Genomic DNA, 25,005 nt, shown 5'->3' with positions numbered 1-25,005 from the left:
TCTTTTAAGCTATAAAGAAATGCATAATAAGCAATGAACCCGCCAGTACCGTAACCGCTACGACGATGGAGAGAGTCAGCACGAATCGGGCTTTAAAGATGGAGAGCATCATCAGCGTGCTTTTGACGTCGATCATAGGGCCGAACACAAGGAATGCCAATAAGGAGCCTGGAGAGAAGGATTTGGCGAAGGAGGCAGCTACGAACGCATCTGTTGTTGAGCATAGGGAGAGCAGGTAGGCAAAGCCCATCATGAACACATGTGAAATGAAAGGTCCCTGACCGATCGCGGATAAGCTGTCTTGGGCAACGAATGTTTGGATAAGAGCGGTCAGAAAAGCGCCCAGCATTAAGTACTTACTCATTTCGAACAGCTCGGTCGTACCGTGGCTGAACATAATCATCATTCGACCACCGTCGTGCGAGTGATTGTGACCGTGGTGATGATCATGATTGTGTTCATGTTCATGTTCATGTTCATGATGATGATTATGGTTATGGCCATGGTGATGATCATGGCCGTGGTCGTGTGTGTGAATGTGATCGGCGTGATGTCCAGGGCTGGAACCCCCGCGGTGGTGCAGCGTATTTGCCTCATTTTCGATAGGATGACGCAAAGGATTGCCTTTCAGGAAACGTGTCAGCAGCAGTCCAACGATGAGCGCAACGCCAAATGTAAGCCCCATTCGTGAATATGCCATCGAAGGCTCGCCACGGAAAGCCATGAACGTCGAGGCGAAGACGATGGGATTCAGAATTGGACCGACTAGAATGAAGATGACGGCTATGTATACAGGCATTCCTTTTCGCATGAGCCGGCGAACGAAAGGAATCATTCCGCATTCACAGAGCGGGAACATGATGCCAAGAACGCAGGCAAATAAGATACCACCTAGCGGGTGCCGCGGCGTCATGCGTCTAATGAACGCTTCAGGAATGAAGTTTTCAACAACCGTGGATAGAAGGACACCCAGTAACATAAAAGGCAAAGCGTCGAGAAAGATATCCATGAAGGCTGTAAAGACGTGCTTGATTTCATAAAGGACCAAACCCATAGGAGGGAGCTCTCTCGTTGTCACGATTAAGATAAGGAGAAACGCGCAAATCACGGTGGAGATAGGAAGGCTCCAGCGGTATAGAGTCGATGGCAATTCGTTGACACCCCTTTGTCCGTTGATGCGTCCCCGAAGGACGCGGAGTTATTTTTATCCATAGAAAGGCTAGTATGATCTATCCTATGTACATGCAGGTTCAGATAGGACAATGTCCTTGATTGACAATGGATTGTAAGGGTGTATAATTATATAAAATCAATTCGCGATGATAGGAACAAGTAAGTTTGTCTTCCGTTTCTCAGAGAGCCGGTGGTTGGTGTGAACCGGTGAAACAAGCAAACCGAATGGATCCTTGAGCATGAGGCTGAACACAGTATGCAGGTTGCCGGAACCTAGGCCGGAGAACATCCTCATCTGTCCAAGTATGCCAAACGGCAGCTCCCCGTTATCAGAGCCTGAAGGTCTTATTGAACAATTGTTCACGGACAAATTAGGGTGGTACCACGGTCTCTCGTCCCTTGCGGGGAGAGGCCTTTTTGTTGTTTTTTTACACCATATGAAATTAAAAATTCTGGAGGGATTATCCAATGAAACGAGTATTATCCGGTATGCAATCCAGCGGACAGCTGACGATTGGCAACTATATTGGCGCACTTCGCAATTATGTGAAGCTGCAGCATTTGCATCGCTGTTATTTTATGGTCGTCGATATGCACGCCATAACGGTTCCTCAGGATCCGGCAGCTCTGAAGGAGCAAACAGAATCTATAGCTTCGCTTTATATTGCTGCGGGACTAGATCCTAGCAAAGCATCCATTTTCCTACAATCCCATGTTCATGCGCACGCAGAGCTCGGCTGGATCATGACGACGCTGACACATATGGGAGAGCTGGAGCGTATGACACAGTTCAAAGACAAATCCGAAGGCAAGGATTCTGTCGGTGCTGGCCTATTTACGTATCCATCCCTGATGGCAGCAGACATCCTATTATACAATGCGGACCTTATTCCAGTTGGAGATGATCAGAAGCAGCATTTGGAGCTGACGCGCGATTTGGCGAACCGTTTCAATAACCGTTTTGGTGAAATGTTCGTCATGCCGCAGCCTTATATGCCTGAGATTGGTGCGAGAATTATGTCTTTGGATGATGCATCCAAAAAGATGAGCAAAAGCAGTCCGAATGCAGGTAGTTACATCGCCATGCTGGATGAGCCGGATGTGATCCGTAAGAAGCTGAGCCGTGCGGTCACTGATTCAGGCCGTGAGGTAAAATATGATCTACAAAACAAACCTGAGGTTAGTAATTTGATGTCCATTTACTCACACTTTGCTGAGATGAGTTTAGCTGAGATTGAAGCCAAATACGATGGGCAAGGCTATGGTCCTTTCAAAAAGGATCTAGCTGAACACATCGTGGCTGTTCTCGAGCCGATTCAACAACGCTATCGTGAAATTCGCAGCTCAGGCGAAATTTTCGACATCTTGAAAAAAGGTGCGCAGGAAGCAGCTGAAGTGGCTGATCAAACCTTGCTCGAAGTGAAGAAACGGATGGGCTTCGTAGTTCTATAAAAAGCAAAAAAGAGCTCGAACAGCTAAAATAGCTGTTTGGGCTCTTTCTCTTTTTAACGATAGTTGTAGATTGCTTCGTTAAGACCGCGTATTTTTCTTGCGAATCTTAGCTTTAACCGCAAATCCATATCCGATAAAGCCTAACGAGATGATGGAACAGGCAAGGATCATCCAAGGCTGCCTGAGGGCAATAAATAAGCTGATGGAGGCGAGCAGCAGGGTGCCAATAACAGCGAAAAGAAGAGCGAGTGGTTTGCTCATGAACGTGACCTACTTTCTAGAAGATTGAACAGTGTCTTCTTATTTTAAACTTTTTTGATCGCTGTGCATATAAATTCATTTCCTCCACATACTATCTTTGCAAGCTTGCAAATACATCAAAGATTATAGCTGACTGAAAGGAGTCTGAATCCTTATGGCGCAAAATCGTAGCAGCAACACATTGGTAGTTCCACAAGCCACTCAAGCTTTAGATCAATTGAAATATGAGGTAGCTCAAGAACTGGGCATCCAAATTCCTCAAGATGGTTACATGGGTTATATGGCTACTCGCGATGCTGGTGCAATCGGGGGTAACATTACTCGTCGCTTGGTGCAAATTGCTGAGCAAACGCTGGCAGGACAATCTGGCTTTCGCAGCTAGGTAACCTGACTCGTTAATAGCTTTCCCGATTACGTAACAATAAAGCCCAGAGGCCTAAAAACCCTCTGGGCTTTTTGTCTGTCTTTTTTTAAAATAAAAAAGACGCGTTTGGTTAACGCGCCTCTTTTCTAATAAAGATCCACTTTTAGCTTTTTTTCAAGCCTAGTGTCACTTACCCAGCCCACATAAGAATCGAGTGTTTGGAAATTGTGATCCATCCGGATAACACCTACGAAAGGATACTGCTTGCGGTGACGATAACGTACATCAGCCCATCTTACTTCGTAACCCCAACGATGTTCTTTCACTTCAGCACATGTGAAGGATGAGAAGTAGAGTAAGGCTTGGATGTCTTCGTGACTCTTGGACACCTCGATGGCTGGATGGTCTTCACATTTGACGGTGTCGATCCACCTAAGCTTCGAATTCTTCAGTTCACCCAGCTGGAAGGTACCGTCAGTTCTGCGTTTCACTACGTTCCACACATAGAGGTTGAATGTTACAATAAGTGTGTATTTATCCCCGGGCATATGGGTGGGGTCTTTGCGATAAAGCCCTTTTTCTACAATGTAATGGTCAAGTGAGCGCCAGATGTAATATAGGGCGATAACCCCGTACAAAGTCGGGAATACCAACTTTGGACTAGCGACATGGAAAGACCACATGAAAATAGCTGCGATGTGGCTTGAAAAGATAAAGGGATCAAAGATGTGTATAATGTTCCATGACACCCACTTTTCAGAGAATGGTCGGAACGCTTGTGTACCATATGTGTTGAAACAATCTGTGAAGACGTGAAAGCAAACGGCGATTCCTACCCACATACCAAGGTGCAATAAGGGGATTCCATGGAAGAAAAGAGCAAGAGCTCCAGTGATCAGCAGCGTCCATAAAAGTAAAGCTGGCAAAGAGTGAGAACGACCGCGATGATTTCGAATGTAAGTGGCGTTCCCTTTAAAACGGAGCAGCCCGTCCACATCCGGAATCTGTGAGCCAATAACAGTTCCTATGAAGACCGCCGTGGTTGCCGCTGTGTCCGCAGAAACGCTAGGGTCAATTTGAGACAGTCCCGCTAACCCTAAACCAATTACGAGATGAGTGCCTGTGTCCAAATGGGTTTCCTCCTAAGAATTTTCCGTAGAAAATTTTCTTCGTAAGCATGGGCTGAGTTTTCCATAGGAAAACTTACTTCAGTTGATAAGAAAGTATAAGTTTTATACTTTTGCTTCGCATCAACCTTGATAAGCGCGCTCGTCCTTATAAGACGACAAAATCATTTATCCTTGTAAGCATGGTCATTTTTCCGCCTTTTTATTAGTTTACCATTTTGGAACAAAAAATAAATCAGAGGGAGATCTAAAAATGTCTAAAGTTTTTGTAGAGTATGCCATAAAACCCGCTTTTCGGGAGTCTTTTCTCATCTATATGCAGGAATGGCAGCGGGGGGAAGGGCGATTTGAGCTGCTGGAGGGAACGGATCAGGGAGCGCTTTTTGTAGAAATTTGGAAGGGAGTTACCTATGAGGAGTATCTCACTTTGAAACAAGAACGTTTGCATGGAACCGAAAATGCTTCACAGCAAGCGATATGGGAAGAGTGGATTGAAGGCGGCCTGCGCAAACTGCATATGTGGCATTTCACAGAAGTGACTTCTTCATGACAAAAAAAGCCGCTGCTCTATCAAAGAGCAAGCGGCTTTATACGTGAACTAACCATTATCTCTGTGGGCCAACTCCGCCCGCGTATGGATACATGTACTGGAGCTCTTCGTCAAATGTAATGTAGTCTAGATTCACCATGAGTAATAAGAAACGCATACCGGTAGCTGGATCACTGATGATAATATGATCGCGGCCAGCTGCCTCCAGTTTGCCTTTGAAGATTTTGGCATTCCATTGCGAATTATTTTCGTATGTCATGTAGATTGTAGCCATTTTACCAAGGTTCAAACGGAGAATATTCTCGATATAGGATTGTTCCATTGGGAGTTGACTAGGTACATTTACACCGGTTTGCAGGCCGCCAGCTGGTGGAAATGCAGTTCCACTTGGTGTTGTAGGTTTATTCATACCCGTTGTTGGAACGGGATAAGCCGGAAAAGGATATCCGTAAGGGACTTGCGGGGCCATGCTTCGGTTTTCTTGGATTCCTAGGTTACCAATTTTGTAAGGGTTATTCAACATGATCGTATTTCCTCCTTGAGCTTTCCTTGAGAAAGCTTTCTTCATAATTGAAATGTGAAACAAATTCTTAGTGCGTGTCATTATCCATAATCATCATATTGTGCATCTGCCCATTTGGTGACTGGTTTTTGCTGAATTATCCCAAACAAAAAAGAGCCCCAATGGGAGCTCACGTAAGTAGAAATTTATAACCGACACCCCAAACCGTCTTAATATATTTCGGTTCTTTGGGATCAGCTTCTATTTTTTTGCGAAGGTTTGCGATATGTACATCGATTGCACGTTCAGTTACATAGGAATCGAAACCACGGACCCGGTTTAAAAGCTCCTCCCGGCTGTATACTCGTCCTTGATTCTGCCAAAAAAGTTTCATAATTTCAAATTCAGAGAAAGTGGTCTCTATTAGTTTGTTATGTACAAAAAGACAGCGCTTCTCTAGATCCAGATGAACGACTTGTTCGGTCGTATCGGTAGATTGAACTGGCGGAGGAAAAGCATGCGAACGTCGCAATAAAGCTTGTATTCTTGCGGACAGTTCCCTCATTGAGAATGGTTTGCATAGGTAATCATCAGCGCCAGTCTGCAGGCCTTTGACGCGATCGGAGACCTCATTTTTGGCGGATACCATAAGAATGGGGATGGTTGACGAATTTCGGAAGTCTGTGCATAGCTGAATCCCGTCAACATCAGGAAGCATAATATCAAGCACGATGACATCAGGTTCGAAATCTCGGAATAACATTTCTCCTTGACGGCCAGTTTCCGCACGCATAACTTGGTAGCCTTCTTCGTACAAATAAATCGACATCATTTCACCAATGCTTAAATCATCTTCAATAATTAAAATCTTAGACATAAACGTTCCCCCCCTCCTTTTCCTTCCAAAGATTCGGTGCTCGGTATGCCGGACGCAACATTCGATCCTATATATGCATGTTATCATTATCCATTTTGTGACGTCCAGTTTAACTTCATAATTAGTTCCTTCGTATGAAAAAAAAGAAGCTGGACTGTACTTGACGCCTAATTTCATAGGTCAAGTAATCCAGCTTCCTTTAATAATGTGAGACCATGTAAGGAGAATCATACCGTTAAATGCTTTCGGACTTGATCTTCGCTCAAATGCTCGGCATAACCTTCGGCGGCTATTGTCCCCCGGTCCAATACATAATAGTAATCGGCAATGCTTGTAGCGAACTCTAAGCTTTGTTCGACCAGCAATACGGCAATTTCTCGACTGCGCTTGATTGATTCTATGATGGCTTCAATCTCCATGACAATAGAAGGCTGGATACCCTCCATCGGCTCATCTAGCAGCAGCAGCTTGGGGCCTGGGGCTAAGGCACGGGCTATCGCTAATTGCTGCTGCTGCCCGCCGCTGAGGTCGCCTCCTTTGCGGTGAAGCATTTGACGAAGCACGGGGAAGGTGTCGAACAGAGAATCAGGGAGTTTTTTTCTGCCATCTACTGCAGCTTCAAGCCCAAGCAGCAGGTTTTCCTCGACAGTAAGCTGTGGGAAAATCTCACGGCCTTGCGGTACGTAGCCGATCCCTAATTTGGCTCGTCGATCCGGCGGGAATGACGTTATGTTCCGTTCGTTATAGTGGATCGTGCCGGACTTCGGCTGAATGAGTCCCATAATGCTTTTCATGAGTGTGGATTTCCCTACACCGTTGCGGCCCATTAGACAAACGATTTGGCCAGGTTTCACCTGAAGGTTGACATGGCGTACAACCATACTCTCGCCGTAACCGGCTTCAATCTTTTGAAGGTTAAGCACCTCGCTCCACTCTCCTTCCGAGATAAACTTCAGCGACTTTATCATCATTCTGAATATCCTGCATCGTGCCTTCCCGAAGCACGGTGCCTTCATGAAGTACCGTGACGGTTCTAGCGAATTGGCGAACAAACTCCATATCGTGTTCAACAACGATGATTGTCTGATTAGCCGCAATTTCGTGCAGCAGCTCACCTGTTTTCTCGGTTTCGCTATCTGTCATGCCAGCAGCAGGTTCGTCCAGCAGCAGTAGATCGGGTTCCTGCATGAGCAGCATCCCGATTTCAAGCCACTGTTTCTCGCCGTGAGAGAGTGACCCTGCGCGTTCTTTGACTTTGCTTTGCAAGCCAATCATCTCGAGTCGGAGATACAGGCGTTCCCGTTGTTCACTCGTCGTCTTGGTCCATAGTGCGCTAAGAAGGCCGCGCTGTTGTTTCATAGAAAGAGCCAAATTTTCAAAAACGGTTAAAGTTGAGAAGACAGAAGGTGCTTGGAATTTACGTCCAATGCCAAGCTGTGCAATTTGGTGTTCTTGGTGCTTGGAGAGATCAATTGATTCTTTGAAATAAACGTGACCTTGCGAAGGCTTCACTTTCCCGCAAATGACATCCAAGAGCGTTGTTTTACCTGCTCCGTTCGGCCCAATGAGAAACCGAAGCTCTCCATATTGCAAGGAAAAGTTCAGGTTGCGCAAGGCTTTGAATCCATCAAAGCTCACTTCAAGCCCTTTAACGCTAAGGATTTTCTCGCCGGCTACAGGTTGTTGTTTCGCTAATTGTCCTAGCATTGGGATGTTCCCCCTTCAAATTTCATAACATTAAGGATTAGGTGTATGGTCAGCTTGCTTCTTGCGATGAAGAAATCGGCTTAGGAAGCACGGGTTTTTTCCAATTGGAGGTGTAGTGTGTAATCGTACCGACGATACCTTTAGGCAGCAGCAGTACAACAATAATGAACATGGCTCCTAGCATAATAGGCCACCAAGCCGGGTAAGCTTCGCTAAACGTTGTTTTGGCAGCGTTGGTGATTAACGCTCCAAGAACGGCGCCACCGATCGTTGCGCGCCCTCCGATAGCCACCCAAAGAACCATCTCAATAGAAGGGACAATGCCCATTTGTGCGGGTGAGATAATGCCTTCCTGAAGGACGAAGAGCACACCGGCAAGTCCGGCTAATCCTGCTGAAACGCAGTAAATGAATACTTTATAAGTGACTGGATTGTAGCCAATAAAGCGAACCCGATTTTCACCATCACGAATGGCTGTGAGAATGTTCCCCATACGACTGGTGACGAGTAGACTGCATAGGATAAGAACGACAACTACAACAGCTAAAGTGAGATAGAAAAATAATAATTTCGTAGATTGTGATTGCAGGTTTAATCCAAGAAAGGTGGTGAAATTGGTTAGTCCGTTAGTTCCACCTGTATAGCCTTGTTGGCCAACGAATAACGTTACGGTAATAATGACCAACGCCTGAGACAAAATGGAGAAGAAAGCACCTTTAATGCGGTTGCGGAATGTAAAATATCCTAAGATGAATGCGACGATCATTGGAACGATGAGGGCAAGAAGGAATGCTGCGCCTGCATGTTGGAAAGGAACCCAGAACCAGGGTAATCTCTCAACACCGCTCCATGACATGAAATCCGGCAGCTGGTCTGGCGTCGCGGCGAGCTTAAGATGCATGGCCATACAATAAGCGCCAAGTCCAAAGTAGACGCCATGGCCTAGGCTAAGAATCCCGGTATAGCCCCAAATTAGATCAATTCCCATGGCAATGATGGCATAAGCGAGAAACTTGCCAAGAAGGGAAAGTCGGAAGTCTGACATGAACAGAGGAGCCAGAGCGATAGCGATCAAAAAAACGGAATAGACGATCAATTTAAACTTGAATTGTCCCGTTAAGAGCATGGAAGATGCCACATCCTTTCTTCAATCTAAGGATCTTGAACGGATCGTCACAAGTCCCATCGGTTTCCATTGCAAGAAGGCGATTATAAGCGTAAAGACAAGCACTTTACCGAGCGTAGCACTTGTTGTGTATTCCAAAGCTGTATTGAAAACCCCAATGCCTAATGCTCCTGCTACGGTTCCAATCAGCTTGCCAATTCCACCAAGTACAACAACCATGAACGCATCCACAATATAATAAGTGCCTATGGTTGGTCCAATAGGTCCAAGCAGTGTTAAGGCGCATCCGGCAATTCCTGCCATTGCGGAGCCAAAAGCGAAGGACTGAGCATCTACTCTACGAGTGGAAATACCAAGACAAGCAGCCATTTCACGATTTTGCATAACAGCTCTCATGCGTCTTCCTCCGGCTGAGTGGTACAGGTACATATAAATCACAAAGATACATAGCGCAACCAAAGCAATAATAAAGAGGCGCTTGTAGGGGAGAATGAGGTCGGCCGATAGATGTAGTCCGCCTTCCAACCATTCGGGAGCCTTAACAGCCACATTAGGAGCACCGAAGATGGTGCGTGCAAGCTGCTGCAAGGCAAGGCTTACTCCCCATGTAGCCAGCAGGCTGTCTAACGGTCTGCCGTACATGAATCGAATGAGAAAAACTTCGAGCAGCCAGCCGACGAAGAAGGCTACTGCAAAGGCAACGCCTAACGACACGATGAAATACCATCCGAAAGCGGAGGTAGGTAGAAACTTCTGGAACCACTGCTGGACTAGATAAGCCATGTAGGCGCCGATCATGATGAACTCGCCATGTGCCATATTCATAACATTCATCAAGCCGAATGTAATCGCAAGACCGATGGCGATCAACAGCAGAATGGAGCTAAGGCTTAGACCGTTAAATAATTGAAGAAGCAGCAGACTCATGACAATCCCTCCCAGTAAACCCCAAGTAAACAAAATAAACGTCTACCCCGTCCTTCTCGGACGGGGGCGTTTATCCTGAAATATGCCGACTTATCGTGTGAAACATATAAATTCTTATATTTTGGTGAAATCCAGGACTGCCGTTAGGCAATCCTGGCTCCAATAACTAACTTTATTTTTTGGTTACTTCTCCACCCCAAGGATATGTTTTGAGGAAAGGATCTGGTTTGAGTGGTTGGCCGGAGTTCCATATTTCTTTGATTTGGCCATCAGCCGTAATTTGACCGATACGTGCCGTTTTGGAAATATGTTGATTCTCTCCATCAATAACCACTTTACCTTCAGGTGCGTTGAACTCGATACCTTTGGCAGCAGCTTTCACTTTCTCTACATCAAAGGATCCTGCTTTCTTAACAGCAGCAGCCCATAAGTAAACAGCCGTGTAACCAGCTTCGATGGGATCATCCGTAACACGGTCTTTACCGTATTTAGCTTTGTAAGCTTCAACGAATTTTTTATTCTCAGGTGTATCTGTTGTTTGGTAGTAATTCCAAGCTGTATAGTGTCCATCTAGGACAGATGCTCCAATACCGCGAACCTCTTCTTCAGCGATACTTACGGACATTGTTGTAAGATCTTTGGATGAAATGCCTGCATCTTTCAATTGCTTGAAGAAGGCTACGTTACTGTCGCCGTTCAGCGTATTGAAAATGACATCTGGTTTCTCTTTTTTGATTTTGCTAATGATTGTATTGTAGTCCGTGTGTCCAAGTGGCGTATATTCTTCGGCAACAAGCGATCCGCCTTCAGCTTTCAACTGCTCTTTAATAATTTTGTTGGCTGTTCTTGGAAATACATAATCGGAACCAAGAAGGTAGAATTTCTTGCCTTTGTTTTGAAGAAGCCAAGTTACCGCGGGGATGATTTGTTGGTTCGTTGTTGCGCCAATGTAGAAGATATTAGGTGATGATTCCACGCCTTCATACTGCACCGGATACCACAGTAATCCTTTGTTTTGTTCGACGACCGGAAGCACGGCTTTGCGGCTAGCAGATGTCCAGCAGCCAAAGATGGTTACGACGCTGTCTTTTTGCAGTAACTTCTTAGTTTTCTCTGCAAAAGTCGGCCAATCCGATGCGCCGTCTTCAATCACGGGCTTGATTTTTTTACCTAAGAGCCCCCCAGCTGCATTAATTTCGTCAATTGCCATAAGTTCAGCATCTCTTACAGACACCTCGCTAATGGACATCGTGCCTGTTAGTGAGTGAAGAATCCCAACAGGTACCGTTTCATCCTTCGTCTCCGCCTTAGCTTCAGCGGCTTTGGTCGCCATAGGTGTAGTTGTCGTGGATGTAGTTGGCTCTGTCTTTGCACAGCCAGCCATGACCATCATCAAAGCCATACTCAAAGCGACTGTGAGCTTTCCTTTGTTTCGTATCTCTCTCATTCACGTCCCACTCCCTTTGCTTACAAGATTTGGATTACAAGGCTTATGATAAAGTGCAAAACAAGTTAGTGTCAATATAGATGACATCAATTAAAACTTTTTTGTTAAAAATGCACAAGAACTAGCTTTTTTTTGTGAAAATCACATAAAATACGAAAAAAGACTCCAGAAATCGTTGTTTTCATGTAATTATATATAACATTAAAGATTTACAATCCTAGAATACACGAATATAATAAGGATAAAGGATTACCATTATTCGGATTTTAATGAGGTGAAGATGTGCATTTAACGGAGAGAGAAAAAGAAAAGCTGCTCATTACTGTGGCTGCTGATCTAGCACGCCGAAGACTTGCCAGAGGCTTGAAACTGAATTATCCCGAAAGCATAGCACTGCTAACATCCGAGATTATGGAAGGAGCCAGGGATGGTTTGACCGTTGCTCAATTGATGACATTCGGTACAACGATTCTCAGAGCGGAGCAAGTTATGGAAGGTGTACCTCAAATGATTCATGAGGTGCAAGTAGAGGCTACGTTTCCCGATGGGACCAAATTAGTAACCGTACACGAACCAATAACCTAACTATACAAATGAATAATCGAAAGGGGCGAGAAGAATGGTTCCAGGAGAATATCGAACAGTCAAGGGATATATTGAAATGAATATAGGAAGACAAACGATTGATCTTATCGTTACGAATACAGGTGATCGTCCCATTCAGGTCGGCTCGCATTTTCATTTTTTTGAAGTGAACAGAGCGTTGGAATTCACGAGAGAACAAGCCTATGGCATGAGATTGGACATTCCAGCGGGAACGGCTGTCCGTTTTGAGCCGGGAGAACAGAAACCTATTCAGTTAGTTGAACTTGGCGGAGCCAAACTTTCTTATGGACTAAATAACTTGAGTAAAGGCTTAGCAGCTAATGGAAATATGTCAAGTGCTGCGAGAGAAAGATGGCAAGCATGGGAGGGGAAGACTGGTGAATCGAATAGATCGTAGAAGTTATGCGCTAATGTTCGGGCCTACAACGGGAGATGCCATTCGTTTGGCTGATACCGAGCTTTGGGCACAAATCGAGCATGATTACACCGTATACGGTGATGAATGTAAATTTGGCGGCGGCAAGGTCATTCGCGACGGGATGGGGCAATCCAGCGGCGCTACCCGGGATCAAGGTGTTCTAGATACTCTGATTACGAATGCTGTCATTATTGACCACTGGGGTATTGTCAAAGGTGACATCGGCATCAAGGATGGTCATATCGTGGGTATCGGTAAAGCGGGGAACCCAGACATTATGGATGGCGTGCATCCCAATATGATCGTAGGCGCAAGCACAGAAGTCATTGCGGGTGAAGGTAAAATTGTAACCGCGGGCGGGATCGATGCTCACATTCATTTTATTTGTCCCCAGCAAATTGAAACGGCACTTTCCTCTGGGGTGACGACAATGATAGGTGGAGGGACGGGGCCTGCCACAGGTACGAATGCTACAACTTGTACACCAGGTGCATGGCACATGCAGCGTATGCTGGAGGCAGCTGAAGCTTTTCCCATGAACTTGGGCTTTACGGGTAAAGGTAATGCTTCCTTTCTAGCTCCGTTGACGGAACAAATCGAAGCGGGAGCTATTGGTTTGAAGCTTCATGAAGATTGGGGAACGACGCCGGCAGCAATTGACACTTGTCTCGAAGCAGCAGATCAATATGACGTTCAAGTAGCCATTCATACGGATACATTAAATGAAGCGGGATTTCTCGAGGATACACTGGCTGCCATCAAGGGCCGTACGATTCATACGTATCATACCGAAGGAGCAGGCGGGGGGCATGCGCCGGATATTATCCGTGCGGCTGCTGAGCTTAACGTACTGCCGTCTTCGACAAACCCGACACGTCCGTATACGATCAATACCATTGAAGAGCATTTGGATATGCTCATGGTGTGTCATCACTTGGACAGCCGTATTCCCGAGGATGTTGCTTTCGCGGATTCCCGGATTCGCCCGGAAACGATTGCTGCGGAAGATATTCTTCATGATCTAGGTGTGTTCAGTATGCTAAGCTCGGATTCCCAGGCAATGGGGCGGGTTGGCGAGGTCATTATTCGTACATGGCAAACCGCCGATAAGATGAAGAAGCAGCGTGGACCGCTGGCTCCCGATACGGAAGCTGGCGACAATTTTCGAATTAAACGTTACATTGCCAAATATACGATAAATCCGGCGATAACGCATGGTGTTTCGCACCTTGTCGGTTCCATTGAGCCAGGCAAATTCGCGGATCTTGTCATTTGGAGCCCGATGTTCTTCGGGGTTAAGCCGGATCTGGTACTCAAAGGCGGCAGCATTGCTTATGCGCAGATGGGAGATCCGAACGCTTCAATTCCAACGCCGCAGCCTGTCTTTGGGCGACCGATGTTTGCTGCTTTTGGTAAAGCTCTGACGCAAAGCTCTATTACTTTCGTCTCTCAAGCAGCATATGATCGTGGCATCGCTCAGAAATTAGGGCTGCAAAAGCGTGTCGAGCCTGTGAAAGGGTGTCGTCATATATCGAAGAAAGACATGATTCATAATAATGGAACGCCTTCAATAGAAGTAAACCCAGAGACCTACGAAGTGAAAGTTGATGGGGAAGCCATTACGTGTGAGCCGGCGACCGAGCTGCCGATGGCGCAGTTATATTTCTTATTTTAATAGAGCGGGAAGTCCCTGATCGAGGTGACGATATAAAAGCGATGACAACAAAGACAACGCCTTTCATTGAAGAGATAACTCCAAGGTTTCACTGGCTCGCATATCAGCAGCTTCTGGATTCAGCATTGCCCATAGGCGGATTCTCTCATTCCTTTGGTTTGGAAACGCTCGTTCAGCAGGAGCGATTAACAACGATTGAAGAGCTCGAAGCTTATATTCGCACGATGCTCGCCAATAGCTGGGCAACATCGGATGCAATGGTAATAAAAGCAGCCTATATCCATATTCCAAGACAGGAATGGGAGCAGCTTTGGGAAATCGACCACATGCTGCATGTGCAGCGTGTATCGAGTGAAGCGAGGAGCGGCGTTCAAAAGATGGGCCGCAGGCTGCTCCAACTATCGCGCTCGATGTATCCAGATCTGAACTGGATGCCTCTCGATGAAGCTGTGAAAGCTGGCCGCTGCAGCTCCAATCATCCGATTGTCCACGGCTGGGTCAGCTATCACCTCGGTGTGCCCTTACATCAAGCGGCGGAAGGTTATCTTTACAGCTGTATCATGACCTGCATCAACAGTGCGCTCAGACTCATGTCCATGGGGCAAACCCAAGGACAAATTCTTCTTGCGAAGCTGCTTCCTTTGACCGGAAGCGAGTGGCAGCGTGTAGCGCATTTGGATCCCTTGGATGCGTATACGAATTCACCAGCCGCAGATCTGGCCATGATGCAGCACGAAACGCTGTATTCGCGATTATTCATGTCTTAATGAGGCGATAATGCCCTAATCATCATTTTAGGAGGAATGACTATGTGTCAAGGTCAAGGTCATCATCACCACCAATGGGAAAAACCTGCTGTGGATCGGAGTCGCCCAATGCGCATTGGAATCGGCGGACCTGTTGGCTCTGGTAAAACAGCGCTAGTGGAACGTCTGGCTCGGAAACTCAACAACCGCTACAGTATTGCGGTGATTACGAATGATATCTATACGAAGGAAGATGCCCGTATTTTGATTAGCTCCGAGGCACTGCCCGAGGATCGCATTATTGGGGTAGAAACAGGCGGATGCCCGCATACAGCAATCCGTGAGGATGCTTCGATGAATTTCGAAGCCATCGAAGAGCTGGAGAATCGATTCGAGAATCTCGATATTATTTTCATCGAGAGCGGTGGCGACAACTTGGCTGCTGCGTTCAGCCCAGAGCTGGTAGATCGTTTCATCTACATTATAGATGTCGCCCAAGGGGAGAAAATACCGCGAAAAGGCGGTCCTGGCATTATGCGTTCCGATATGCTCATTATCAACAAAATCGATCTAGCTCCGTATGTAGGTGCCAGCCTGGAAGTAATGGATTCGGATACGAAGAAGATGCGCGGCGACCGTCCGTATATTTTCTCAAACCTTATGGGCGGTACAGGGTTGGACGATATTGTCACATGGGTGGAACAGGAGTTCAGCCATGCCTAGCGTGACCGGGGAGATTAAGGCGGAATTTGCGGTACGCAGCGGCTTGACGCAGCTCGTCCACAAATACCACGCCTCCCCGCTCAAAATCGCCAAAACGTTTCGTTACGAGAACGAAACGCTCATCCAGGATGCCCATCCTGCGGATCAATTGGGCGTCTATATGATGGACTGCTCCCCAGGACTCATGTCGGGGGATCATTATGAAATCAACGTGCGCCTTGGAGAGGGCGCACGTGTTTTTCTAACGAACCAATCGTTCACGAAGGTGCATCCGTCTGAGGTTGGTCAAGGAAGCACACAGCGCCAGAGGCTGCATTTGGAAGCTAACTCGCTGCTGGAATACATACCAGAGCCCTTAATGCTCTATAAGGATGCAAGTCTAGCAGCAGAAATGGATGTTCATTTATCACCGGGGTCTGCATTGATTTTCTCGGATGTATGCTGTCCGGGACGAACGCAGCGAGGCGAAGTATTTCAGTATTCTCGTTATATGAATCGTATGAAAGTCTGGTACGGCAATGAATTGATTTTTTATCAGAATCAAAGAATTGAACCACAGACCATGCAGCTATCAGCGCCAGGTTGCTGGGAGCGGGAGACACATCTCGGTAGTCTGTACATTTTCTCGGACCGTCTTAAACAGCTGCATCTCGAGAAAGTATTGGAGAGTCTTGAGAAGCTTGAAGGTGTAGAGGTCCGCATCGGAGCTAGTCTTACGAATAAATACGGTTTAATCGTCACAGTCATGGGAAGACATGCTTGGGAATTACAGCTGGCTTTGACGAAGGCATGGCATGATATTCGCCGCAGCTTATTAGCATTAACGCCACTTATGGTTAATAAATAATAGGATTAACTTATTGAAGGGAGCCCTGATGGCTCCTTTTTCCATGGAATCGAATGTTCCGATCAATTTCCACGCATACTGGAAGGAGAATCGACAATATGATGACAACTGACTGCACTTCATTGTCAAACGATGTAAGGGTTGGTATGATGAGAATGTTCATTATTCAGTTTGCTCGGAAATTCGACATAGAGGAGGACGTTTACGTGGAAAATCAAGTTAGCTACGAAAGCGTTTCGAACGGTTCGTCACAAGGGACCATTGGGACAGAATCCATAGAAGCTAGCAATATACAAGCATCGGCTGAGCCGGTGACCTTGAAAGATTTTTATCGCTTGGTTAAGCCAGGCATTATTTATTCCAATCTAATGACAGCTTTTGCTGGCTATTGGATGGCGGCCCATTGGGATGTAAGCTGGGTACACCTTATTATGACCATGCTAGGAACAGCTCTTGTAATGGCAGGAGGAACGGTGCTCAACAATTATTTGGACCGTGAAATGGATGCGAAGATGGAGCGGACGCAGAATAGAGCTCTTCCAAGCGGGAGAATGAGTGCTAATGTCGTTCTATGGTACGGTATTATTTTAGGAACGATCGGTCTGGGAGTCCTATATTTTGGAGCACAATCGCCTCTTGCAACGTTGATCGGACTGATTGGACTGTTCTTATATGTTTGGCTCTATACAGCATGGTTTAAGAGAACTTCGGTATGGAGTACATTCGTAGGGGCATTCTCTGGTGCAACACCTCCCGTTATTGGGTACTGTGCTGTAAGTGGTACGGTTGATCTAGGTGCTATTCTCCTTTTTGCTTTCTTATTCCTCTGGCAGCCTCCGCATTTCTGGGCTCTTGGGATTCGCCGTATGGAAGAATATCGCGCTGCAGGATTCCCGCTTTTACCCGTCGTGAAGGGGACTTACGTGACCAAGATCAGTATGGTGCGTTATGTGGTTTTACTTGTTCCTGTAACCGTGATGTTAACGGCTTATGGATACCTGGGTTATTTATTTTTATTCGCATCAACCATCTTAGGATTGATTTGGGCTTTCATGAGTATCAAAGGCTTTAAAGCAACAGGTGAGGCAGAAGTTGTATGGGCAAAGCGTATGTTCCTTTTCTCTCTGTTGTATTTAACTCTCTTATCGTTCCTCATGGTCATTGATACTGTGAAAATTAGTTAGAATTGAGGGCTGAAGTAATGAATACGTTTATCGGGAAAAATTGGTTTAAGCTAGCGCTGGGCGCTATTTTAATTGCCATGATTGCATCATTTGCATATAAATTATGGGCTAACGGCAGTGAACCTGACCAACGCTTAACAGCAATGAAACAAGCTCCTTCTTTTCAACTGCAGGACTTAGATGGTAAACCAGTTGCCTCTCAGGATATGGATGGTAAGGTTAGACTTGTATACTTCTTTTATTCCTTTTGCCCCGATGTTTGCATGCCGACGACTTTCTTGCTTTCTCAGGTTCAGGAATCTTTGAAGAAAAAAGATTTGCTGGGTACTAAAGCGGAAATTGTTTCGATAACAGTCGATCCAAAACGAGATACACCGGAAGTGCTTAAAGAATTCGGTAACCGATTTGAATCGAAGCCAGTTCCGGGTGGGTGGACATTCCTGCGTGGTGAGGAATCGAAAATTCACAAGCTTGCTGAAGATTTCGGCATTATGGTGATCAAAGAGAAAGATGGTAATTTCTCGCATTCGAATGCAATTTTGCTGGTTGACCCAAAAGGAAAACTCCGGAATTATTATGATGCGAGCAACCCAGAGTTGGATGTTGACCATATTGTCAAAGATGTCGTGACCTTATCTAAAGGAAAGTAAGTCAATCCTTCATGGTATTAACTATTCAAAAGCAGGGTCTGGAGCAGGGTATTTGATATACTCATCCAGCCCTGCTTTTTCTAATTGCTGAATGATGTATTCCTCAGGTGTTCCTTCCACGCCAGCATACCCTCTACGCGTATATATTTGTTCTGCGTCTGGAAACGTTTCTCGCAATAGAAAACGTATTTTTTTGCCGGAAGAGTCATTATCCGTAAATATGAAAACAGGATTGTCTTCCGCTTTTTTTCTCAGTTCTTCCAGAGTTAATGAGCTGGGGGTACCGAATGTACAGAGGATCATGACACTTTCATCAACCACACGTTTTAACCGGCTTTTATCATTTTTACCTTCTACAATGATGACAATCGACATGGGATTTCCTCGCTTTAGGTTTTTTTGTAGTATAACCCGTTTTCGCAAGTGATCCAAGGATTTCATTCGACGATTTGGCGAATATGATTGTGTAATTTCCCGGGAAATGACAGGGATTGACAGCGCAAAAGACGGCTTGATAAGCTCAAGCCGCCATATTATAGGGGAATTAAGTCGTGATAGGCGTTTTAAATGTGCGCAGCGGTAAGAGGGAAAGTGCTAACATTAAGACGAAAAACGCGATGAAGTAAGAGGAAATGTGGTCGCGAAGCTGTCCGGCCATCATGGGACCGATAAAGGCACCAACGGAATAGGAGATGGAAAGAAGGGAAAAGACGCGTCCATATCGATTGCTGCTTGTTATACCGGCAAGAAGGGCAGCGAGAGCGGGATAAATGACACCTTTCGCCATTCCGATTAGGAAAAGGGAAACGGTGAGCGGTATCGGCCACTGAATGGCTAAACCGAAGAAAACGATCGCAAGCGATATACTACCACAGACCGTTCGGATAAACGGAGGGATCTTATTTAAGAACCAGAAGCTGATGCTTAACAGGGCACCTAAACTGATTAAAGTGAAAAAAACGCCAGACGTTAGGATAGAGTCTCTGGCCGACTGCATTAGTGGAAGCTCAAAGAAAAGAATGCCTTGCGAGCAGGAGAGTGCCATCGGAATGAGAAAGAATAACCACGGTATCGTTACGCTGGCGGGTAGATCTGATTCATCACTCAGCATGCCATGACCATGGTGATCTAAGATGGGGGATTTGCTCCCTGTTTGCGCTAGGAGCTGCTTTTCTTTCACACCGAAGATGGCAAGTATGCCTGTGATAATAAGAATCCAACCTAACACGGAGAAGGCTGTTGTAAACCCGATTTTGGCAACTAACACAGCGCCTGCTGCTGGAGATACCACGGAAGCAAGGGTATGTATGAGACCATTGCCAGCCATCAGTTTACTTTGATGGATGCGATCCTTGGCTATGCGTGCAAGCAGCGATAAGCAAGCAGGGGATAAGAAGGCGAGTACGAATCCGCTAATCGAACGAATGTATAGCAAGTGCCAAGGATCTTTCACGTTGGATTGAAAAAGTAAGATGATCCCTGCTACAATCAGGCTTAAGACAATAAAGATTTTACTTCCGTATTTGTCTACGCCATAGCCAGCGATTAGATTCCCAGGCAAGTGTGTAATTGAGTATACGCCCATAATTAGCCCTATAAATGAAGGAGCTGCTCCTAAAGATAAGGCGAAGGGAGAAAGAATCGGGTACTGCGCGTGTAAATCAAAAAAAGCAACAAACATAAATAAGTACAACCAAATAGCTGTTCGCATGTTCTCACCACCTCAATCATTTAGACTTGTCTCTTCTTAAGATGTACGCCGCTCGTCCCATAGATATGACCTTTCCATACAAATGACACAATTCTGTTTTTAGGAGGCTTTATGGACGCATATGTGATTGTTTTACTCGCTGGCGCGGCTATTTTCCTGATTTTTCGCTTGAGGCAGTCTTTTCGAAAGACAAGAAGTAGAGTCGATAAAACAGAGGAGATAGAACGAAAGTTAGCCCTGTTAAGGAAAAAAAGAGATGAAGATTAAGGATTCCCTGTAGTATGATAGGAAGGGACTTTTGGATTATTAGGAGGGGTTAGTTTGGATCAGTGGATTTCCTTCGCGCAGGATCGTTGGTACTTAATTGTAGCTGCTATTATTGTGCTTTTTATCGTGATCGGTATTGTGAAAACTGTGGTGAAATGGATTCTGGTCATCGCGATTGTTGGGGCTCTTGTCGTTTATGGAGCGAGCTATAAGGATAAAATAAAGGATATTGGGGCAAGCGTGATCACGCAAGTCGGTGATGAAATCAAAGATAAGGCTGTCAGTACGTTAACCTCGGAAGCTAAAGATGCCCAATTTAAAGCGAATCCTGACGGTTCCTTTCTCATTACGACGAAGAGCTTAAAGGTGGAAGGCAAAGCAGGGACGGATGAAGTACAAGTCACCTTCCTTGGTAAAACATTTAAGATGAACGCGAACGCAGCCGTTAATGCTTTCATCGAGCAAGCAAAGAAAAACGCAAAGCAGTAAGAAGATTATAAAAAATAGGATGGTGAGAAATCATGGCGGATATGACGTGGTTACAATCAACTTCGATAAATTTAATATCCATCGTGATCGTTCTCACATTTGTAGGCTCTGTCGTTCAAGGGTTTTTCCGGGGAGGGTCAGGTTCAGCCAAGCATCTTCTGTCTATGCTCGTGGAGGCGGTTATCGTCATTCTGTCCATGTTTATCGCGTGGAAAGGGGTCCAGTGGGTATCGCCTGTGATTCAAACCTGGTTGAAAGGGCAGGATTTGCAAATTCCATTCGTAGAGATAAGCATGCTTAAACAAATCTATTATACAGCCATGACGAGTATCCGCGATTTCCCGCTGCTTCGTTTCGGTGTATTGTTTTTACTTGGCTATATGATCGTGAAGCAATTGCTGAACCTATTGGTTGATCCCTTTTTAGGAAGTTGGTTGGCTAATCGTGATCCTGACAGGGAGCGAAGCAATTCTTTTATTAGTTCTGTCTCTGGTGGAGCCATTGGTTCTGTCGCAGGATTCGCTAGGGCGCTCATTCTTATTGCCGTGCTTTTCATTTATGTAACGCTATTCCCGCACTCTTTGGTCACACCTTACATTGAATCCTCACAGATGTATCAGAAAGGTGCAAAAGAAGTAATTTCACCCTTCACAGTTGACTTCATTGCCGACAAGGTGCCTGTGTTCACACGTGCTGTGGAACAGGAATTTACGAATATCCTTCAGCGTAAGTATGAGGTTCTAGACGCGAAAATTCCAGGCAATATTGCAGATGCGGCAAAAGAAGTAACCGCCAGTGGGAAGACGGATGAAGAGAAGGCCAAGCTGTTGTATAAATGGGTAGGCAGCCGCATCCAATATGATTGGGATAAGGTAACTCTTTATGAAGAGAAACGAATCTGGAAGGAACAGACGCCGGAGGATACCTTCAACACCAAGGAAGGGGTTTGTATAGACTACTCTAGGTTGTATGCACAGATGGCCAGATCCATCGGCCTTGATGTGAAAGTTGTGACGGGGCTAGGCTATGACGGGCAGGGCAGTTATGGGCCTCACGCTTGGAATGAGGTTTACCTGAAGGAGTCTGAGCACTGGGTTCCGCTAGATTCCACCTGGGTGGCAAGCGGTGGCAACTGGTTCAATCCGCCTAACTTTGATCAGACTCATATCAAGGACGCTTAAAAAAGTATTAGTAAGAAGCCTTTCCTTTGGAGATCAAAGATGGGCTTCTTTTTGTTTAAGGCGACCGATCTTTTAAGGGAAATCATGGATAGATCTGGAGGGTTTTCTCATATGATGATTAAATGTGGTACACTAATAAGATAGGATTGTTTATAAGAATGAGGGAGATTGTATGCGGAAACCACTTCAAGAATATAAGATGATTTACTTAGATGCTGGGGACACTTTACTTACGATTCCAGCAGCCCAGACGATACTCAAACAGTATTTACAATTGCGATCTGTGGATCGTGATGAAGCTCATATTAGTGAACTATTTACGGAAGCTTTTCGTCTTTTTTATTATGTGAATAAGCAAGATAATTTCGTGGTTTGCAGTCCAGAGTCAGATCGTGAGTTCTGGGTCAATCTATATAAATACGTGCTTCATAAATTGGGCATTCACGAGGAGTGGACAGAGGAAGAGATTTATGCCTGCTGCCACGAGCTCTACGACATTTACACGGCACCTGAGTATTATGAATTGTTTGATGATGTTAAGCCCTTTTTAGATGGTTTGAAGGCCCAAGGTTTTCGAATTGGGATTATCAGCAATTTTGCTCCTACCTTGAAAGCCATATTGGAGGATAAGGGAATTTTGCATGATTTCGACCCCGTCATTGTTTCAACAGAAGTTGGTCTAGAGAAGCCAGATCCAGCGATTTTCCAGCTTGCCCTGGAAAGGGCAGGGTTAGAGGCTAAGGATATTCTTTATATCGGCGACCATGAAACGAATGATATCTGGGCGCCCAATCAAGTCGGTATCGATGCTGTGCGAATTATCCGTTATTCCTATCATACAGGGGAGGGTATTCATTCCCTGCTTGAGCTGTTTCATGAACAAGCCATAGCGTAAGAAAGGATCTGAGAGGCGATGAAGTCATCCATTATGGATGATCCGAAGAAAAAAGAGATTACCAAAAAGCGGCACTTTTCGTTTCGGATCAATATATTTTTCTTTATAACATTTTTATTATTTTCGATATTAATCGTACGATTGGCTATCTTACAATTCGTTCAAGCCAAAGATCTCAAAGCGGCAGAAAATACGAATACGAATCAGACCACGAGTATCGCTCCCATTCGAGGCAATATCTACGACTCTACAAAATCTCCTCTGGCTTATACGATTCCTGTTCAGTCCTTGTTTTTCCGTATTGAACCAGGTCAACAAAACAAAGATGAAGTGATTGCACTAGCTCAGCGGTTAAAGGTTGATGTTTTTGATAAATATGCCAAACCGAATTCGGTCAGCCCAACACCAGAAGAGATCGTTCTAGCGATGGATTTAGGTTACGATATTAATAAAAATAAGGTGAAAGACCCTAGTTATTACTGGGTACCGCGGCGGATTAAAGCAGATTTGTCCAAAGAGGAAATGGCCTATTTACTAGAGCACCGAGATGAATTTAAGTGGCTTGAAGTGACGGAGGAGAGTATCCGTACTTATGAATTGGATGATGACAACAACAAGACCACGATTGCTACGCATTTAGTTGGATATTTAAAATCATTTTCTACGCAAACGGCCAAAGATATCTATAAAGATAGCCCAAATAGCGAAGAATACCTGAACACAGAAAATGTAGGATTTGACGGCATTGAACGTATGTATCAGGATGAGCTGCGCGGTAAAAACGGGAGTAGGAAATATCCAGTAAATGCGGCTATGAAAATTATCGGAAGAGCTGAAGTGACAGCACCTATCAAAGGGAATAATCTATATCTTTCGATTAATAAAGATATCCAGAAGGCAACAGAGAGAATGCTGGAGGAACATATCAAATATTTACGCAGTCCCACTCATGCCAATGATCTGTATATGAAAACCGGGATGAAGGCCTCTTCTGGTTTTGCCGTTGCGATGGAAGTGGATACGGGGCGGGTTGTCACTATGGCAAACTATCCAGATTACGATGCTAATGCTTGGACCGGAGGTATTTCGCCAAATATTTACAAAGAAATTGGTACGTATATTTCTAATGGCTCAATTATGACGGCCAAATCCAAATATCCAGATGAGAAAGAAAATGCGAAGCATCCTTCTTCCATTGTATTTATGGGTTCAACCATTAAGCCTTTGTCTGTATTAATAGGTCTTAAGGAGAAATTATTCGGCGCTTATGAGGACTATTACGATACAGGATCTTTTAGCTTTGGTAAGGGTGGCACCAGCACAATCTCTAACTCTGGTAAAGCTGCTTATGGACCGATTAATGCTTCGTCTGCTATTGAACACTCTTCTAACACGTATATGTCAGCAAAAGTGGGCATTCCCTTTTATTTGAAATATGGGGGAGAAACTCCAAAGGTTACAGCGAAATGGGCAGAGTACCTTGCGAAATTCGGTATGGGCGTGAAAACAGGAAGCGGTCTTCCTGGTGAATTTGCAGGTTCCAACGATTTTATTAAAAATGCTCAAAAAGATAGTTACCAATCCGCAATGGTCTACGCCTCATGGGGACAGAATGAAAAAACGACAACACTGCAACTTGCTCAATACACAGCTACACTGGCCAGTCGCGGGAAACGTATGAAGCCTCTTTTTGTAGATGAAATTCGGGACTACCAGGGTGAATTAGTTAAAAAGGTTGAGCCGGAGGTTATTGAGGATTTTTCCTCTGAATTTGCTAAAGAAGATTGGAATGTCATTATTCATGGGATGAAAAGTGGCGCCGAGGGCATTGAGGAATTACCGTATAATGTAGCACGCAAAACAGGTACATCGACGCAAGCAGTATCGGGAGGCACGGTAGAAAACGCCGTATTCATCGCCTTTGCTCCCGTAGAGAATCCAAAACTTGCCGTTGCAGTTGTTGTACCTGAAGGTGGATTCGGACGCTACGGCGCATCCCCGATAGCAGCCAAAATCTTTGAGGCTTATGACGCAGCGAACGACGGCATTCTGACGAAGCTAGGCGGCGGGAAAAGGCCGTGGTAATTGACTAGGATTACT

27 protein-coding genes and 1 other annotated feature are annotated in these 25,005 nt (G+C 45.2%); of the genes, 15 read left to right on the top strand and 12 right to left on the bottom strand.

Going from position 1 to position 25,005, the window contains the following annotated elements; translation table 11 throughout:
* Positions 1–4: 4 nt before the first annotated feature.
* Positions 5–1,150, bottom strand: coding sequence for a permease (locus AC58UU_RS19845; RefSeq protein ID WP_497318457.1), 1,146 nt, complete (start codon positions 1,148–1,150; stop codon positions 5–7).
* A gap of 160 nt (positions 1,151–1,310) precedes the next feature.
* Positions 1,311–1,576, top strand: a binding site (T-box leader).
* Positions 1,577–1,641: 65 nt separating this feature from the next.
* Between AC58UU_RS19845 and trpS the strand changes: the two genes are divergently transcribed.
* On the top strand, positions 1,642–2,625 hold the full coding sequence (gene trpS, locus AC58UU_RS19840) for a tryptophan--tRNA ligase (RefSeq protein WP_171640976.1): 984 nt from the start codon (positions 1,642–1,644) through the stop codon (positions 2,623–2,625).
* A 78-nt stretch (positions 2,626–2,703) separates the two neighbouring features.
* Here trpS and AC58UU_RS19835 read toward each other — a convergent pair whose 3' ends face one another.
* Complete coding sequence (locus tag AC58UU_RS19835) at positions 2,704–2,886, bottom strand: DUF5325 family protein (RefSeq protein WP_307447488.1); 183 nt, start codon at positions 2,884–2,886, stop codon at positions 2,704–2,706.
* Between the two features lie 154 nt (positions 2,887–3,040).
* Here AC58UU_RS19835 and AC58UU_RS19830 point away from each other — a divergent pair, with 154 nt between their 5' ends.
* A complete protein-coding gene (locus AC58UU_RS19830; protein ID WP_047681486.1) occupies positions 3,041–3,268 on the top strand; it encodes an alpha/beta-type small acid-soluble spore protein in 228 nt (75 codons plus the stop codon).
* A 128-nt stretch (positions 3,269–3,396) separates the two neighbouring features.
* Here the strand turns inward: AC58UU_RS19830 and AC58UU_RS19825 are convergent, their stop codons facing one another.
* Complete coding sequence (locus AC58UU_RS19825; RefSeq protein WP_497318456.1) at positions 3,397–4,380, bottom strand: metal-dependent hydrolase; 984 nt, start codon at positions 4,378–4,380, stop codon at positions 3,397–3,399.
* A gap of 250 nt (positions 4,381–4,630) precedes the next feature.
* Between AC58UU_RS19825 and AC58UU_RS19820 the strand changes: the two genes are divergently transcribed.
* The gene (locus AC58UU_RS19820) at positions 4,631–4,927 is read left to right on the top strand and encodes a hypothetical protein (protein ID WP_497318455.1); all 297 of its coding nucleotides are present in this window, start codon (positions 4,631–4,633) and stop codon (positions 4,925–4,927) included.
* Between the two features lie 55 nt (positions 4,928–4,982).
* On the opposite strand, the gene gerQ is transcribed toward AC58UU_RS19820, so the two are convergent.
* The 7 genes from gerQ to urtA all read right to left on the bottom strand — a co-directional run bounded on the left by gerQ (position 4,983) and on the right by urtA (position 11,513).
* Positions 4,983–5,450: a spore coat protein GerQ gene (gerQ, locus tag AC58UU_RS19815; RefSeq protein ID WP_497318454.1), complete on the bottom strand. Its 468-nt coding sequence runs from the start codon at positions 5,448–5,450 to the stop codon at positions 4,983–4,985.
* 169 nt (positions 5,451–5,619) lie between these two features.
* Positions 5,620–6,306 carry a response regulator transcription factor gene (locus AC58UU_RS19810; protein WP_497318453.1) on the bottom strand — a complete coding sequence of 229 codons (687 nt, stop codon included), beginning with the start codon at positions 6,304–6,306 and terminating at the stop codon, positions 5,620–5,622.
* Positions 6,307–6,533: 227 nt separating this feature from the next.
* Positions 6,534–7,229, bottom strand: coding sequence for an urea ABC transporter ATP-binding subunit UrtE (gene urtE, locus AC58UU_RS19805; RefSeq protein ID WP_497318452.1), 696 nt, complete (start codon positions 7,227–7,229; stop codon positions 6,534–6,536).
* Entirely contained in the window at positions 7,222–8,013 is a 792-nt protein-coding gene (urtD, locus tag AC58UU_RS19800) for an urea ABC transporter ATP-binding protein UrtD (RefSeq protein WP_497318451.1), read from the bottom strand. Before urtD ends, urtE begins: the two co-directional genes overlap by 8 nt.
* A 49-nt stretch (positions 8,014–8,062) precedes the next feature.
* Positions 8,063–9,139: an urea ABC transporter permease subunit UrtC gene (gene urtC / locus AC58UU_RS19795; protein ID WP_497318450.1), complete on the bottom strand. Its 1,077-nt coding sequence runs from the start codon at positions 9,137–9,139 to the stop codon at positions 8,063–8,065.
* A gap of 21 nt (positions 9,140–9,160) precedes the next feature.
* On the bottom strand, positions 9,161–10,066 hold the full coding sequence (gene urtB / locus AC58UU_RS19790) for an urea ABC transporter permease subunit UrtB (RefSeq protein ID WP_497318449.1): 906 nt from the start codon (positions 10,064–10,066) through the stop codon (positions 9,161–9,163).
* 172 nt (positions 10,067–10,238) lie between these two features.
* Positions 10,239–11,513, bottom strand: a complete 1,275-nt coding sequence (urtA, locus tag AC58UU_RS19785) for an urea ABC transporter substrate-binding protein (RefSeq protein WP_497318448.1) — start codon at positions 11,511–11,513, stop codon at positions 10,239–10,241.
* A 282-nt stretch (positions 11,514–11,795) separates the two neighbouring features.
* Here urtA and AC58UU_RS19780 point away from each other — a divergent pair, with 282 nt between their 5' ends.
* From AC58UU_RS19780 to AC58UU_RS19745, 8 genes are all read left to right on the top strand, one after another.
* The gene (locus AC58UU_RS19780; RefSeq protein ID WP_261304621.1) at positions 11,796–12,098 is read left to right on the top strand and encodes an urease subunit gamma; all 303 of its coding nucleotides are present in this window, start codon (positions 11,796–11,798) and stop codon (positions 12,096–12,098) included.
* Between the two features lie 34 nt (positions 12,099–12,132).
* Entirely contained in the window at positions 12,133–12,516 is a 384-nt protein-coding gene (locus tag AC58UU_RS19775; RefSeq protein ID WP_497318447.1) for an urease subunit beta, read from the top strand.
* A gap of 13 nt (positions 12,517–12,529) precedes the next feature.
* Positions 12,530–14,212: an urease subunit alpha gene (gene ureC, locus AC58UU_RS19770; protein ID WP_497318602.1), complete on the top strand. Its 1,683-nt coding sequence runs from the start codon at positions 12,530–12,532 to the stop codon at positions 14,210–14,212.
* A gap of 41 nt (positions 14,213–14,253) precedes the next feature.
* On the top strand, positions 14,254–14,979 hold the full coding sequence (locus AC58UU_RS19765) for an urease accessory protein UreF (RefSeq protein ID WP_497318446.1): 726 nt from the start codon (positions 14,254–14,256) through the stop codon (positions 14,977–14,979).
* Positions 14,980–15,021: 42 nt separating this feature from the next.
* The gene (gene ureG / locus AC58UU_RS19760) at positions 15,022–15,681 is read left to right on the top strand and encodes an urease accessory protein UreG (protein ID WP_497318445.1); all 660 of its coding nucleotides are present in this window, start codon (positions 15,022–15,024) and stop codon (positions 15,679–15,681) included.
* Positions 15,674–16,528: an urease accessory protein UreD gene (locus AC58UU_RS19755; RefSeq protein WP_497318444.1), complete on the top strand. Its 855-nt coding sequence runs from the start codon at positions 15,674–15,676 to the stop codon at positions 16,526–16,528. Before ureG ends, AC58UU_RS19755 begins: the two co-directional genes overlap by 8 nt.
* A gap of 206 nt (positions 16,529–16,734) precedes the next feature.
* Positions 16,735–17,712: a heme o synthase gene (gene cyoE / locus AC58UU_RS19750; RefSeq protein ID WP_497318443.1), complete on the top strand. Its 978-nt coding sequence runs from the start codon at positions 16,735–16,737 to the stop codon at positions 17,710–17,712.
* Positions 17,713–17,729: 17 nt separating this feature from the next.
* On the top strand, positions 17,730–18,362 hold the full coding sequence (locus AC58UU_RS19745) for an SCO family protein (protein ID WP_497318442.1): 633 nt from the start codon (positions 17,730–17,732) through the stop codon (positions 18,360–18,362).
* A gap of 21 nt (positions 18,363–18,383) precedes the next feature.
* On the opposite strand, the gene AC58UU_RS19740 is transcribed toward AC58UU_RS19745, so the two are convergent.
* Both AC58UU_RS19740 and AC58UU_RS19735 read right to left on the bottom strand, forming a co-directional pair.
* Positions 18,384–18,737, bottom strand: coding sequence for a ribonuclease M5 (locus AC58UU_RS19740; RefSeq protein WP_497318601.1), 354 nt, complete (start codon positions 18,735–18,737; stop codon positions 18,384–18,386).
* Positions 18,738–18,906: 169 nt separating this feature from the next.
* Positions 18,907–20,073, bottom strand: coding sequence for an MFS transporter (locus AC58UU_RS19735; protein WP_497318441.1), 1,167 nt, complete (start codon positions 20,071–20,073; stop codon positions 18,907–18,909).
* Between the two features lie 321 nt (positions 20,074–20,394).
* On the opposite strand from AC58UU_RS19735, the gene AC58UU_RS19730 reads away from it, so the two are divergent.
* The 4 genes from AC58UU_RS19730 (at position 20,395) to AC58UU_RS19715 (ending at position 24,990) form a co-directional block, all read left to right on the top strand.
* Positions 20,395–20,829: a hypothetical protein gene (locus tag AC58UU_RS19730; protein ID WP_497318440.1), complete on the top strand. Its 435-nt coding sequence runs from the start codon at positions 20,395–20,397 to the stop codon at positions 20,827–20,829.
* A gap of 32 nt (positions 20,830–20,861) precedes the next feature.
* On the top strand, positions 20,862–22,010 hold the full coding sequence (locus AC58UU_RS19725) for a transglutaminase domain-containing protein (RefSeq protein ID WP_497318439.1): 1,149 nt from the start codon (positions 20,862–20,864) through the stop codon (positions 22,008–22,010).
* A 172-nt stretch (positions 22,011–22,182) separates the two neighbouring features.
* Positions 22,183–22,905, top strand: coding sequence for an HAD-IA family hydrolase (locus tag AC58UU_RS19720; RefSeq protein WP_497318438.1), 723 nt, complete (start codon positions 22,183–22,185; stop codon positions 22,903–22,905).
* An 18-nt stretch (positions 22,906–22,923) separates the two neighbouring features.
* The gene (locus AC58UU_RS19715) at positions 22,924–24,990 is read left to right on the top strand and encodes a peptidoglycan D,D-transpeptidase FtsI family protein (protein ID WP_497318437.1); all 2,067 of its coding nucleotides are present in this window, start codon (positions 22,924–22,926) and stop codon (positions 24,988–24,990) included.
* The last annotated feature ends 15 nt before the right edge of the window (positions 24,991–25,005 follow it).

The organism is Paenibacillus sp. JT22N1 (genome assembly GCF_059692155.1).
This window is presented reverse-complemented; position numbering and strand designations above follow the sequence as displayed.